At 52.5% G+C, this 15,134-nt stretch carries 10 protein-coding genes; 8 read left to right on the top strand and 2 right to left on the bottom strand.

The genetic code is table 11. From position 1 onward, the window contains the following. Window positions 1-151: 151 nt before the first annotated feature. The 7 genes from MK110_16810 (at window position 152) to MK110_16840 (ending at window position 11,803) form a co-directional block, all read left to right on the top strand. The gene (locus MK110_16810; protein MCH2212966.1) at window positions 152-1,540 is read left to right on the top strand and encodes a bifunctional folylpolyglutamate synthase/dihydrofolate synthase; all 1,389 of its coding nucleotides are present in this window, start codon (window positions 152-154) and stop codon (window positions 1,538-1,540) included. 339 nt (window positions 1,541-1,879) lie between these two features. After that, the gene (locus MK110_16815; protein MCH2212967.1) at window positions 1,880-2,848 is read left to right on the top strand and encodes an ABC transporter ATP-binding protein; all 969 of its coding nucleotides are present in this window, start codon (window positions 1,880-1,882) and stop codon (window positions 2,846-2,848) included. A gap of 123 nt (window positions 2,849-2,971) precedes the next feature. Continuing rightward, entirely contained in the window at window positions 2,972-5,266 is a 2,295-nt protein-coding gene (locus MK110_16820) for a hypothetical protein (GenBank protein ID MCH2212968.1), read from the top strand. Then, on the top strand, window positions 5,263-6,609 hold the full coding sequence (locus MK110_16825; GenBank protein ID MCH2212969.1) for a hypothetical protein: 1,347 nt from the start codon (window positions 5,263-5,265) through the stop codon (window positions 6,607-6,609). Before MK110_16820 ends, MK110_16825 begins: the two co-directional genes overlap by 4 nt. A gap of 191 nt (window positions 6,610-6,800) precedes the next feature. Continuing rightward, a complete protein-coding gene (locus MK110_16830; GenBank protein MCH2212970.1) occupies window positions 6,801-8,510 on the top strand; it encodes an ABC transporter permease in 1,710 nt (569 codons plus the stop codon). Window positions 8,511-8,519: 9 nt separating this feature from the next. After that, complete coding sequence (locus MK110_16835) at window positions 8,520-10,856, top strand: DUF4350 domain-containing protein (protein ID MCH2212971.1); 2,337 nt, start codon at window positions 8,520-8,522, stop codon at window positions 10,854-10,856. Window positions 10,857-10,873: 17 nt separating this feature from the next. After that, complete coding sequence (locus MK110_16840) at window positions 10,874-11,803, top strand: ABC transporter ATP-binding protein (GenBank protein ID MCH2212972.1); 930 nt, start codon at window positions 10,874-10,876, stop codon at window positions 11,801-11,803. Window positions 11,804-11,857: 54 nt separating this feature from the next. On the opposite strand, the gene tpx is transcribed toward MK110_16840, so the two are convergent. Beyond that, entirely contained in the window at window positions 11,858-12,376 is a 519-nt protein-coding gene (gene tpx, locus MK110_16845) for a thiol peroxidase (GenBank protein MCH2212973.1), read from the bottom strand. A gap of 320 nt (window positions 12,377-12,696) precedes the next feature. On the opposite strand from tpx, the gene MK110_16850 reads away from it, so the two are divergent. Next, complete coding sequence (locus tag MK110_16850; GenBank protein MCH2212974.1) at window positions 12,697-13,737, top strand: type II secretion system F family protein; 1,041 nt, start codon at window positions 12,697-12,699, stop codon at window positions 13,735-13,737. Between the two features lie 31 nt (window positions 13,738-13,768). Here MK110_16850 and MK110_16855 read toward each other — a convergent pair whose 3' ends face one another. After that, entirely contained in the window at window positions 13,769-14,926 is a 1,158-nt protein-coding gene (locus tag MK110_16855; protein ID MCH2212975.1) for a trypsin-like peptidase domain-containing protein, read from the bottom strand. Window positions 14,927-15,134: the final 208 nt, after the last annotated feature.

The following is a 15,134-nucleotide window of genomic DNA, read 5'->3' on the forward strand; positions in this document are numbered from 1 at the left end:
AAGAAACACCAGACAGCGATCAGCTCTGCCCGACACTCATGTCACCTGTAACGGTTGCGATTTTATAACCCGATCAGCCCCCCTTTTCAGAGTTCAGCTGAGCTCGAACGATCCGTCCTGGCTGAAACCCTGCTGACTCAAAGTCACAAATATGACACGGATCCTGTCCGATACAACGCAGTCCTACAAAGATGCGGTCCGCTGGATCTACGAAAGAATTGATTACGAACGTATCCCTCCGGTTCAGGTGTCGCCTCACTTTCAGCTTGAACGTGTGCGCCGCCAACTGGCGTTGATCGGTTCTCCCCAGGAACGCATTCCGGCTGTGCATATTGCCGGAACCAAGGGCAAAGGATCGACGGCTGCCATGGTCGACTCCATCATGCGAGCATCCCGAATCCGATGCGGGCTGTTTACATCGCCTCACATTGAACTGTTTGAGGAACGAATGGCGGTTGACGGCTGCCACCCCAAACCGGCTGAACTCACATTTCTCGTTACAGAACTGCAGCAATGTCTGGAAACAGCCGACAGTGAACTGCAAAGGGATCCGCCGACGTACTTCGAAGTTGCAACGTTGCTGGCATGGATGTACTTCGACCGTCAGCAGGCCGAACTTGTCGTTCTGGAAACAGGACTGGGAGGCCGTCTGGACTGTACCAACGTCTGCAGTCCTGTGGTAACCGTCATCACCAACATCAGTCTCGACCATACCTCAGTTCTTGGTCACACTCTTGAGGAAATTGCCTTTGAAAAGGCCGGCATTATCAAACCTGGTGTGCCTCTGATCACCGGAGTCAATCAGCCCCAGGTTGTCGAATTGTGTGATCGTCGTGCAGAAACTCTGAATGCACCCCGAGTCAGACTGGAGAGGGAACTTCAGGTCGTCGTCCGGTCATCATTTCGGAATGGCCAGATTGTTTCGGTTACAACTCCCCATCAGCAGCATGAGTCACTGGAATTGACACTGACAGGCACTCACCAGGCGAAAAACGCGGCACTGGCCGTCGCCGTTGCGGATCATCTGTCGACGTCGGATGCACGAATCACGACGTCAACGATTCGCTGCGGACTGCAGCAGACTGTGTGGCCGCTGAGATTTGAAGTGATTCCAGGTTTGCCGGTCATCATTCTGGACGCTGCACACAATCCGGCTGCGGCAGTCGCCGTGATTGACACATTGAATAACGGTCTGTGGCCCGAACGACCGCGTGTCCTGGTCTTCGGAGCCAGCCGTGACAAAGATGTCCGAAAAATGCTGGCAGTTCTGCTTCCTCATTTTGACCATGCAATCCTGACTCTGATTCGCAGCAGTCCACGAAGCTGCCCGACCAAAGAACTGACAGCAATGGCCGCCGACATTAGAAGTCCGACCACAATTCAAACCGCAGAATCCGCAGAAAAGTCGCTGCAACTTGCCCAATCGGCGGCCGGCTCTGCCGGTCTGATCTGTGTCACCGGATCTGTCTTTCTGGCTGCTGAGTGCCATGGGTGTCAACCGGGCCACGGAAATTCAGACAGATCGAACACAAATCCCTGAGCAACAGAGGAAACAGCCGGGGGACCACCGTGAGTCCCGTCAGAGTTTGTCTATTGAACCGGATACAGTCGGAAGGACGCCGATTAAAACAAGGCCCTGGTTCGAACGTGGCAGATGTCACAGGGATCCGGAAATTTCCCCGAGTGTTGATCCAAGATCCGATTTGCCAACTTTGCCGCACGACGTCTCGCCGCAAGCCAGAGTTTTCTGCGAATTCAACAAACGTCCCGAGGAAGACAAACGTAGCCGGAGTATGCCGGTCATAATACACTGTTTTCTCAGCATTTCCTGCTGATTCCGGCCCGTCAACCCCCAGAATTCCGGTCAGAAGACGCACTCATGGTCGCACAGGACAACGTGATTGAGATCCGCAACCTCTCCAAGGTATATCGTGACTTTTGGGGAAGAAAGAAGGTTCAGGCAGTCAAAAGTCTCAGCCTGGACGTTAAACGCGGTGAAGTATTCGGTCTGCTGGGTCCAAACGGTTCCGGCAAGACGACCACCATCAAAATGCTGCTGGGCCTGCTGTTCCCGACTTCCGGCATGATTCGGATTCTCGGACGCAACGCCGCAGACGTAGAAAAGAACCAGCGAATCGGTTACCTCCCGGAAGAGTCGTATCTTTACAAATTTCTCAACGCCGATGAGACACTCGATTTCTACGGACAGCTGTTCAAGATTCCTGCCAGAGAGCGAGCCGAACGGGCAGACCGACTGATCAAAACGGTGGGCCTGGACATGGCACGCCGGCGTCAGCTGAAAGAATATTCCAAAGGGATGACTCGCCGCATCGGGCTGGCCCAGGCATTGATCAACAACCCGGAACTCGTGCTGCTTGATGAACCGACCAGTGGCCTGGACCCAATCGGTACTCGCGAAATGAAGGATCTGATCCTGCGTCTCCGGGACGAAGGCAAGACGGTCGTGTTGTGCAGTCATCAGCTGGCCGACGTACAGGATGTCAGCGATCGGATTGCCGTACTGTTCCAGGGAGAGCTGAAGGTTCTCGGAGAAGTGGAACAGTTGCTGGAACTTCGAAACGAAACAGAGATTCGTACGGGACATCTCAGCGACGAAGCTATCGAAGAAGTCCGAGCTGTTCTTGCAAAGCACACGTCGGGAAAAAGCACATTCCAGCGACCACGTGCCGACCTGGAACAACTGTTCCTGGAGACAGTTCGTCAAAGTGGCGAACGCCCTGGCCGTCGATTTACTGCTGAGGAAATGGCAGCAACACAACCGACTGCCGACGACACGGATGATTCCGCTCCTTCAGCCGATCCTGGCACCAGTGAGAAGCAGGACTAATCCCTTACAATTGAAGCCCGCTGTTGTCGGGAATCTCTATGATACTTCGTCGGCAATTATTCTGAGTTTAAGCGTTTCCGAGATTCACCGACTCCGTTCTGTCAGCTACTGATCCGCACACCCATGGAATACGAACTCGAATCTTTTAATGTCGCCTTAGCGATAGCGCAGTGGGCAATCGTCACGGGAATCATCGCTGCGGTCGCAGTGGGTGTCGCTTGGCTGGGAGCACTGCGACTGGGCCCGTCGGGGCTGACTTACTTTCGGACTGGATTTTCCAGCTTTGTCCGTGATCTGTTTGCAATGTCACCGACTCGCGTGATGGCGGTGGCACGTTTGACACTCAAAGAGGCCATTCGCCGCAAAGCACTTGTTGTTTTCGTTGTGTTTGCCGTGCTGTTGATGTTTGCCGGCTGGTTTATGTCCAGTGGCAACAGTCGCGACGACATCAGTTCCGGAGTTCAGATCTGGTTTTTGCTGACAGCTATTTCCTGGCTGATTCTTCCTGCGGCGATGTTTCTATCATGCTGGAGTATTCCGGAAGACATTCGCATGAGGTCTCTGCACACCGTCGTCACTAAGCCGATTCGACGAATTGAAGTTGTGCTTGGGCGCATTGTCGGGTTCGGTGGAGTTGTGACTCTCGTTGTTGTTGTGATGGGAATTGCAGGTTACATCTGGATTGTGCGACAGGTGCCTGAGGACGTCCGGGACCAGCTAAAATGTCGAATCGCCAAGTATGGAGTTCTGTACTTCAAAGATCGTCAGGGAGGTCTTGCATCAACAGGAGTTAACACCGGCGACGTCTGGACCTATCGGTCATATATTGAAGGCAACACTCGTGCACGGGCCATCTGGGAATTTGAGAACGTCAATGAAAACATGATGCACGACGTCAACGGCGATGGAGGCGGAGACCAGCTTAATCTGGAGTCGCGGTTTGAGGCTTTTCGAACGATCAAAGGGTCAGCGGACTCTGTCGAGAAGGGATTGGAAGGACAGTTCACCCTCGTCAAGAATCTCCGGGCCGAAGCGTTTTCGGTATTCGCATTTTCTCCGGCATTTCGGCAATTCGGTGAGGAACTGCTTGCCGGGCAGTTTCAGAATGCATCGGCCAGCCTGAGTGAAATTGCCGAATCCATTACCGAAGGTGACGAGTTAGTGCAGTCGAGTGACTGTCGATATTTTCATCGTGCGACTGAAGTCACCAGTGAAATCCTGAACGACCTGGGTGAGGAAGTCTCCGAGATCAAAGCTGCCTTTGTGGAGGCGGGGAAAACAGCCAGTCAGGTCGCGAAAAACAAAGACAACACAGCCGCGTTTGACGAGTTCAGCAAGTCCTGCACCAGGCTGTCGGAATTACTGCAGGAACACAGTTACCTTCTGCTCGAAGTCATGCCGCGTCTGGAAGTAACATTACCCAGTTTTCATGTCACGGAATATCACAAAGGACAGGACCAGTTCGCGATCAGCCGGAAACTTAGCTACACGGCTGACTATGAATCGCTTGCGCGTTTTCTGGCGGACACAATCACCAAGCTAAATGAGCAGCAAAAAGTCGTTTCAGGCGGAGTTCTCACAGACGATCTTGCGAATCTGCTCGTTGAGACTGGCAATCTAACAGAATTAAACAGCGAATTACTTATCGAAGTCCTGCAGGAAGAAATCGATACAGAAGTCCTTCTGGCAGAAGATTCCAGGCTGTCTGTAGCCGACGAACGACCATGGCTGAGCTATTTTGACCAACTTGTCCGGTCAGGACGTCTCAGTTCGCGTGATGCATGGCAACTAACCGCAGACGTATTCCGTGATCTGATCTTCAGAGATACATTACGAGTCGAAGTGGCGTGTCTGGATGACCAGATGTTTATCGGCATGGCTCGTCCAGACCTGTTCATCCGTCTCCCCGACAACAGTTTTGCTGCAGGTTATTCGAAAGCCCTTCTGTGTACGATTCTGATGCTCGTCCTGGTGGTCACCATTGGCGTTACGGCCAGTACGATTGTTAAGGGCCCGGTGGCTCTGTTCCTCACCTTCGGCGTGTTTCTGATCGGACAGGTATTTCACGGGTTCATGTCCGACATACTGGCCGGAGACGTCCAGGGGGCCGGTCTGGTTTCATCAGGGATGCTGATCTATCAGCAGCGAAATCCCCTGGCCGGCGTTGATGCCTCAACACGGACGCAGTCCATCATCGAATCTGTAGACAATGTCAGCACCGCGATGCTTTACGGGACAAGTCAGATAATTCCAAACTTCAATCTGTATTCACAATCTGCAACGTACGTTGAAGACGGATTTGACGTACCCTGGTTCACAGTCATGCTTCCGGCGATTCTGACATTTTTCGGTTTTTTGATTCCCTGCGTACTTCTGGGCGCCGCATTCCTCAAGTTTCGTGAGCTGGAAGCCAAATGAACTCACTTACGTCTCGTCAGCGCAAAATCGTTTTTGCGCTCAGTATTCTGGTCCTGCTGGCACCCATTGTTTATTTGGGCGCCCCACTGTCAGAAGATGTTCAGCCGGGAACAAAAACCGGGGTCACCGGAGGCAGGCTCGCCCGCATGCGGCATGAGCAGGAACTCGGAGAGAGCACGCTTGGCAATATCGATCCGTCGAGCGCCGCAGCCAACCTTATGCTGCTGGGCCTGCGAGGCCTGGCAGCAAGCGTGCTGCACCAGAGCGCAATTGACTATCAGGAACGAAAGGACTGGGGCAAGCTCAAGACCACCGTAGATTCGATTCTGCTGCTGCAGCCTCATTATGTTGAAGTCTGGAAGTTTCAGGGCTGGAATCTCGCCTTCAATGTTTCACGAGAATGGGACCGGGTGGATGACCGATTCTACTGGGTAAAAGAAGGTCTGAAATTTCTGCAGAAAGGAACTGACCGTAATCAGACCGCCACGATTCTTTTTCATAACGTTGGCGAGTTTGTCGGACGCAAAATTGGTTATTCGGACGAGAAAAAATACTTCCGTAGATTTTTCCTTTCTGATCCAGAAGAAAATAAATACGGGGGTGGTGCGGACCCGGTCGTTAATCCGGAAAGCCAGGACAACTATCTCGTGGCACGGGATTGGTTTCAGAAAGCCAACGAACTGGATGACAATTATCCGGTCTCGGGCATGACACGTGAATTTTTTCGTAAGAGTCCGACTCAGGCTCTGTTTGACTACGCCACTGCTGTTACGAGTGAAGGAGAGTTCCAGAACTCTATAGATGCATGGGCGGAAGCGAGTCAGGAATGGCGTGAAGTCTTCGGAAATGAAATTTTTGAAGCGCGTGACGGGATGACATACAAACTGAATTCACTGAACAAGCCGGAAGAACTGGAAGAAATGGCAATCCAGAACGGTGTCACCCTGTCGTTGCAGCACCATATGGTTAATCAACGTGTAAAAATGGTGAACTACACATTTTGGCAGCAGGTGGCGGATTGCGAACAGGATCCGGTGACGGTGGAGGCGCGCAAAGCGATCTATCAGGGTAAACAGGCATACCTGGACGCCGACCTCACTTTGGCACTGGAACTCTTCGAAAAAGGAATTGCCAAAACGGCCGAGATGCTGGAACGGCATCCCCAGGTCAATGGCCATGACGACACCATTATGAACGCTATGCTGGCGGTCCTTTACTGGATGGAGATTCACAAACTTAACGGAACCAGTCCACCGGCCAATTATCCGCTCAAACAGTTCGTTGCAAAAAACCGCATGTACAACCGCGACGTCGAGACGATGTTCCTGCGTGAAACGAATTGACAGATGTACACTGTGATGATGTCTGACATCGTTTAAGCATATCCTGAGACTGGTTCATCTGTTCTTACTTTATCTGTTGAACAATTCGTCGCGATCCGCTGTTTACTGCAAACGATAGTGGCTCCGCCAAACCGATCACACAGGAGTCGTTTGTGCCAACCGGGCCGATTTTTTCCAGAGAAGCTCTCACTGTGCCGCGCCGTCCCCGGCACTATTTGCTTCGGTCCGGATATGTCGCATTTCTCCTGATCCTGATGTACACCGTTCGCCAGGCAACCATTGGATTTCAGGATGTTCAGTTTTCGGGTGATCTGGCCGGATACAGCCAGCTGGTATTCGGGATTTTTGCATTCCTGCAACTGACGGTGGCCACCTTTTTCTCGACTCTGTTCAGCGCCGCGGGGGTCGCTCAGGAAAAAGATCGTCGAACACTGATACTGCTACTGATGACGGACATGCGAAATCGCGAGCTGGCACTGGGTAAACTGTTCGCCAGTCTGTTGATCGTTGCCGTGCTGCTGGCTACGTCCATCCCGGTATTTGGGTTATTACGCCTTCTGGGCGGCGTAACCTGGTCTCAAATCGTGTGGTCGGAGTGTGTCATCGCTGCGGCAGCGCTGGCAGCGGGAAGCTGGGGCTGCCTCGTGGCTTTCTGGCGGGAAAAAACCTTCCAGACCCTGGCAATCAGCGTGCTGGGTGTCGTCATGGCACTGGCCGTCATCGAAGGAACACTGGCTGTCACTGCTGATGGATCCTTAGTTCATCGCTGGCTCATTTACATGTCTCCGGTGCGTACAATGCTGCAGATTCTCAACCCTCTGCACGACGCACAGTCACTGGCCGGTCTGCCCCCGGCCCTGATCTCCGTAGGATTTTTACTGGGGCTGGCTGCAGGTTTTGCGTTGTTCACTATCGCCAGAATGAGAGTATGGAATCCTTCCCAGTCTCTCCGTCAGTCTGCAATACAGGAAGATGAATCGCGAAAGGATATTGTCAATAGAACAGCCTCTCGTATGCGGCATCGTCCTGTATGGAACAACCCGGTGTTGTGGAAAGAGATCGTCACCCGCAGCTACGGACGACGCATGATCTGGATCAAAGCGGCTTATGTTATTCTGGCAGTTTTGATTGCACTGGGTATCGGTCGCGGAGCAAGCGGAAGCTTAATCCTTGGGATGGTTTCGCCGGCCGGTTTTGGCTTTCTGGGTGCAGCGGTGATCAGTCTGCTGTTGATCAACGCTCTGGCTGTGACCTCAATCACAACCGAACGAGACATGAATACCCTCGACATTCTGCTCGCTACAGATCTCAATGCACGCGAATTTATGCTGGGAAAGATTGTCGGTGCATCATGGAATGCCCGGGAGATGATCCTGGTTCCATTGCTGCTGCTGTTCTGGACTGCTGCACAGGGCCATACTGCGGGGCTGACGATTGAATCTGCTGTTTATCTTGTCATCGGTTATCTCGTGTTGAGCATATTTTCGGTTATGTTGGGACTGCATGGCGGCCTCACATGGGAAAATTCGCGGAATGCAATCGCCAACAGTCTGGGAACAATGTTTTTCCTCTTCATCGGCATTTTCGTGTTCATGCTGCTGTTAGTCGAAGCTCGCGGTTCGTTCGCGATTCAGATGCAGAGCTTTATTGTGTTTATCGGGCTGGGCAGCATCGGTCTCTACGGTTCAATGACTCATAAGAACCCATCCGGTGCTCTAACCCTTGCAGCGATGCTGCTACCCTTCCTCACTTTCTATGCTATTACGGATTATTTGCTTGGTGGAAGTCTTGGAGTGTGTTTGTGGATATGTGTCGCGTATGGATTTGCCTCCATTGCCATGCTGATTCCTGCTATCAGCGACTTTGATGTCGCGCTGGGCCGCACGACGCAGGACGGATAATCTCCAGAGATGCGTCCAGTCACGAAAGTAACAGATACCGTGATCGGAACTTTGACATCCCGACATGCCGGATTCCGGTTAATTTTGGTCACGGCTGCTGTGCTGGCCGGTCACAAAATCGGCGCCGCAGAATTCACTTCGGTGGAGGTGGGATACCAGCGACAGGCTCAGGTTGGCCGCTGGATGCCGATCAGGACGTCAGCGGAAGGATTATCCCCCGGGCAGTCAGTTTCTCTGACAATCACGTCACCGGATCCAAGAGGTAATTCTGTCTTTAGAATATGTGAAACACAGACAGTGGCTCCTGACGGCAGTGTGTCACTGAGCGGACTCGGACGTACCGGACGGCTCGATGATCAGCTTCAGATTGACCTGATAGATACAAAAGATTCGGAGATACTGTGTTCCGCCCTGATTCAGTGCTCCAAAGACACTCTGGAACCAGAGGATAATCCGGTTCAAAAGGCCCTCCACGTCTACCGACATAACGTCCGTTTTCTACTGACAGTCGGTCAACCACCCGGAATCACAGAATTGCTCAGCCAGGCAAAGGCCCTCTCACCCGAGGCACCTGTGCTTGTGGGAGTTTCCGTCGATACCGTCAGTCAGCTGCCGCGCGAACCCCGGGCATATGAGTTGTTTTCAATCATCCTGCTGACCGGCCCTATTGAGTTCAGTGATCAACAGTTTGATGCATTAAAATCATGGATTCACGCAGGCGGCAGACTGATCATCTGCTGTAATGAACGATTCAACGATTCTCTTACAAGTCCGCTCAGGCGATGGTTGGATGAACGGTTTGATATTTCTCCCGAAACCCGCCGAGTGACGGACGTTGACCTGAACGCGCTGCAACGAATTGTTCCCAGGTCAAGCCGCATCCCAACACGTCGGGAAGATGTCCGCATGAATCTGATCCGCGCCACACAACCTTTTCGGCTGGCGGAATCGACAAACGGCCCTCTGGCAGCCCGAACCATGTGTGGAGGGGGACAGGTCACTGTTGTTACACTGGACTTTAGTCAGTCGCCATTATCCGGCTGGACATCACTCGCCGATTTTTACGCCATTCTAATGACGGGTGCTCCACTGAGCAGATCAGCGGCCGTCGGGAACAGCTCCAGAATCTCCAGCTCCGGTGTCAGCGATCTGTCCACTCAACTCATGGCTTCCGTTGATCCGATTCCGGATGTGGGCCGCTGGACAACATGGAGTGTCATGTCGCTGGCATTTGTATGGTTACTTCTGATCGGTCCCGTCGATTATTTTCTCGTAGTGATTTTACTGAAAAGGCCTCATTTTACATGGGTGACGTTTCCTGTCTGGGTGACCATCGGATTTGTGACACTGTACGGGTTCAAATCAGGAACAAGTGATGTCGTAATGAATTCTGTTCACGTAATCGATGTGTCTCAGGATCAAAACGACTATCCGCTGCAAGTGTATTCACTCATGAGTCTGTCGGTGCCGGAAACCAAACAAATTCAACTCAGGGGAATTCCCAGTCCAAAATATTGCGGTGAAGCTTCCAACCTGTCACTGAAATGGACAGGGCGTGCCGAAGACGTCTATGGAGGTATGTACCGATCAACAGGAATTGGTGCCGGCGACCAAAAATACAGCTGTCGTGACGAGATCCCGGACACGATTACGGCACTGCCCGTTCTGAGTGACAGTTCTTTTGAGTGTCAGGCTCACTGGAGTAACGAATCAGCAAAACCACTGGTGGAATCCAGTCTCAGCGTCAGTGGCTTTGGAATCCTCAAAGGAGGTTTCCAGCACCAGCTGCCGGTCGCCCTCCGTGACTGGATCGTAGTGTTCGGAAATCGTGTCTACCGTCCGAGAGACGACGCCAGGATGTCGCTGCCCGCAGGTGAGAAGTGGGAATTTCAACGTGGTGGAACACAAATCTCAGATCTTAAGGCCTGGCTAAATGGTGACCGTGAGGTTCGGACTCCACCAACTCGAAAACCTCCAGGTCAATCTAACTCTTCGGTGCCCTACAATCTGCTTGGACGCGACGCACTTGACATTGTGACCATGATGACACTTTTCAACGCCGCCGGAGCCGAAGGTTATACGCGCCTGCGACACGACCTCCTCCGACGTCTGGAATTCAGCGAATCTATTGAAATGAATTACGCCGTCGTGATCGGCTGGGCAGAAGAACCGGCAACCCTGTTTGAAATGGATGAATCTGCAGTGACAGAAACGTCATCCCTGAGCATTGTTCGACTGATGCTTCCGGTGGAACGACGTCCGGGTCAACCTTCCGTTTTGAGTGACCAGCCGGAATCAGCCGATCAGTCTGCGTCCGATACCCCGTCGGCTAACGAAGCTAACTGAAGCAGAGAGACGTCCCCGTGATTGAAACACGTAACCTGACGAAGCGATACGGAAACCTTATCGCTGTCAACAACATCAATATGACACTCGGACAGGGAGATGTCTTTGGCTTCATTGGACCAAATGGTTCCGGCAAAACCACAACCATGAGAATGATTGCCACGCTGCTGAATCCCGATCATGGTGAAGCGTATATCTGCGGCGAGTCGATTTACACCTCACAGGAGAAAATCCGACGGCTGGTAGGGTTCATGCCGGATTTTTTCGGTGTTTACGACGACATGACTGTTATCGAATATCTTGAGTTCTTTGCAGCCTCTTACCGTATTGATTCTTCGGCCCGTCGTGGGATCTGTGAAGAGAAACTGGAACTCGTCGACATGGCATTCAAACGTGATGCAATGGTGAATGAGTTGTCCCGCGGACAGACACAGCGCATTGGCCTTGCACGAACACTACTGCACGAGCCTCAGGTTCTGCTGCTGGATGAACCTGCCAGCGGACTCGATCCCAGAGCCCGTATTGAGATTCGAAACCTGCTTAAGCGTCTCGGGGAGATGAAAAAAACAGTGATCGTTTCCAGCCACATTCTGCCGGAACTGGCGGATGTGTGCACTCGGGTAGGCATGATCGAAAAAGGGAATCTGATTGTCGATGGAAACGTTGCGGAAGTGATGCGAAAAGCTCGAGCAAGAATCATACTGAACATTCGCGTGAGGGACCGTCCGGAAGATGCCGCCCGCTGTGTGGAACAGTGTGATTCTGTTGACACTGTAAGCATCAATGAAGATCAAATGCTGGAAGTCACTCTGAACAGCGGTGTCGAAGACTACAGCGACATTCCATCTGCCATCATTTCGCAGGGGCTCGCTCTCACTCTTTTCCGGGAGGAAGAAGTGAACCTGGAAACAGCATTCCTGCAGCTGACTAAAGGCCTCGTTCAGTAGCAGCGCACAAAGTCAGCGCAGTCGGAATGTCCCGGATGTTTAAACGAGTCTGAGTCACGCCGTCGCAGCAGCAAGTGCAGCGTCATAGTTGGGGTGTTCGGCAATTTCACCAACGTATTCGACGTGCTTCAACAATCCGTCCGGTCCAACCACAAAGATGGCCCGCGCTAAACAGCGATCCAGCGGTCCCCCTTTGATGAGAATGCCGTAGTCTTCACCGAAACGGGTACAGCGGTGAGCACTGAGTGTGTGAACTGATTCAACATTTTCGGCTCCACACCACCTTTTCTGTCCGAACGGCAGGTCCATACTGACCACAAAAATTTCAACTCCTTCCAGATTCCCGGCCTGTTCATTGAACTTCTTTGTTTCATCATGACAGACCGGCGTATCCAGTGAAGGAATCGTGGCAATAATTCGTGTTTTGCCGGCACTGTCGCCGAGTGTCACGTCCTGAAGACCGGTGTTTTGAAGCAAATAATCGGGCGCTGATTCCCCGGGATTCAGAGCCGCACCAACGAGGCTCACAGAGTTTCCCTTGAGCGTAACCGCCCCTTCACGTACGTCTGACATTACAGTTTCCTTAAAAGCAACTGAGCAGGTGAGCCACAGTCCGACTCTGCATTTTGTTTGATGAATGTTATGCGATATCCTCACAAACTTGTAACGTGCCCCCGTTGATTTCCCGAAACAGGTATTCCGCAGTTTTTGCCCGAATCAGATTCGTGAATTTTTCTTTTTAATGCCGGATTAAGATTTCGGATGATTTCCTCGCACAATTCCGTGGAGTTCACCGGTCATCAGACCCGGTTCATTCTGATTTACAACGTGCGTCAGGCACTGTTTCGACCGCAGCCTGCAGATCGTTGGGGTGGAACATGATTCAAAATCCAATGATACCCTCGAAAGCGCTCTATCCGTTTTGCCATGCGATGTCTCGTATGCTTGAAGCAGGCGTCGACATTCGCAAGGCACTCCCCACCGCTGTTAAGACATCATCCGACCGACGTCTGATCAAGAGTGTGCAGCGGGTGCAGGACCGGGTAAAGGCGGGACATGACCTGACGACATCATTCAGAAAATTCTCTCTCAACTACCCACCACTGTTTCTGGATCTATTGAATGTGGGAGAGCAGACAGGAGCCCTGCCCGAAGTCATGAATGCTCTGGGAGACTATTATGAAGCCAGAGTACGACGCTTTCGGGAGTTTCGATCAGCCATTGCCTGGCCGGGGATTCAACTGTTCGCAGCAATCATCGTCATTGCACTGCTCATCTATATTCTCGGATTGATTGGCACACCGGCCGGAAACACACCGGTGGACCTGCTGGGACTCGGCCTGCAGGGAACAACCGGAGCAATCACATGGCTGGGGGGAACCTTAGGTTCTCTGTTCGGACTTTGGATTTTCTGGAAAGTGCTGTCCCGGAGTATGAACGGACGTCAGTTCCTAGATACGTTTCTGCTGCATGTTCCGGCTGTGGGCTCATGCCAAAGGAAATTCGCTATTGCCCGTTTTGCCTGGTGTTTTTCACTGACACAGGGAGCCGGAATGTCAATTCGACCGTCCCTGACCAGCAGCCTGAACGCTACTGCCAACGGAGCGTTCATTGCAGCCATTCCGCATATCTGGAATGAAATTCATTCCGGTGAAACACTCGGAGATGCACTTCGGTCTCCGAATCTGTTCCCTGAAGAATTCCTGCATTTCGTCGACACGGCTGAGCAAAGCGGAACGGTTCCGGAATCGATGAAACGCATGAGCCACCATTTTGACGACGAGGCTCACCGTGCTCTGCAGTGGCTGACAATGCTGGCAGCAAGAGCTGTGTGGGGTGTGGTCGCGATGATGATCATCTACTTCATTTTTAAAATCGCCATGTTCTACATCAATCTGCTGAACAGTGCAGCGTCTGATGTACTTACGGGATGATCCCGGACTGATCGCACAGGGCGATCAGGATTCAGCGAGTCATGAATGTTCCCGGAGCGTCGGATACAGATCGATAACTGTCGCGATCAGAGAGTGTCACATTAACAACCATAGATCGGCCTCCCCGAACCACCTCCATGGAAAGTGATTGATCAATGCTTGCCAGCCCCACCAGGTTGATCAGATGATTCTCATCCTCAACGCGTACGTCATCAAACGCCACAATGACGTCTCCTGGCCGAATCCCGGCCTGCGAAGCGGGAGTCGGTCGCTGACGATAGACCCGGGTAACATGGGCGCCCACTGCAAGCGACAGTCCCAGACGCTTGGCTGTTGCCTGGTCAAATGAGGAATCCAGCTCGACTCCCAGATATCCCCGTCGAACTCTGCCCCATCTGACCAGATGTTCGAAGACGTGTCGGGCAAGGTGACTGGGAATACTAAACCCGATGCCTTCGTTACCTCCACTATTGGAAGCAATTGCCGTATTGATCCCGACAACCTCTCCATTCATGTCGATGAGCGGTCCTCCGCTGTTGCCCGGATTGATCGCGGCATCAGTCTGGACGAAATCCTGATTTGTCACCGAATCGTCTTCTGTCAGTGATAAAGCGCGGCGTCCGGTCGCACTCACAATACCCATGGTAACGGAACGGCTCAGTCCGAACGGGCTACCGACGGCAATCACCTGATGCCCTATTTTCAGATCCCGACTGTTTCCCCACAATGCGGTTCTCAGACCGGTCTCTTTCAGCTGCATCACAGCAACATCGGTTGCAGCATCGCGGTACACGCGAACAGGAATGGTTTCACGACCGTCCGGCAGTCGCAGCTTGATATCATCGAGGTGAGCACCACGAATGACATGGTTGTTTGTAATGACAAAATAACCGTTGACCCGCGAACTTCTCATCACCACGCCGGAACCGGTCTCCTCGACCCTGCGTCCGTCCGATTCACTGCGAACGGCCTGAATATGCACGGTGGACGGCATCACGGCTTCTGAAACCTGTGCGATATGATCGCTGGTCAGCATCAGTACATCAGCGCCCGACATCACAGCTGTCCTGGTGGACGAAATCGCCTGGACTGACTGTGTCACTTTCAGTGAATCGATATGTCCGCCGACTGCCAGTCCAACAGCCAGCATACCTGCTGACCAGACAATTGTTCCCGTTCGTCGCACCATCAACGCACTCTCCGCTGGAAAGTCACACATGCTGTGGCGCGGATCCGTCCGCCGTTTTACCGGTACTTCTCTTCCGTTGAGGTCACCTGGCTCTGCTCTGGAAACGTCTCATCAATTTCCGGTCAGCGCCGTTATAACTTCATCGATCGGGTCTGACACAGAAAGCAAATTATTTTCGGCTGATTCTGCCGTGACAGCGGGGCTCGCG

It is taken from the genome of Fuerstiella sp. (genome assembly GCA_022447225.1).
Classification (GTDB): domain Bacteria; phylum Planctomycetota; class Planctomycetia; order Planctomycetales; family Planctomycetaceae; genus S139-18.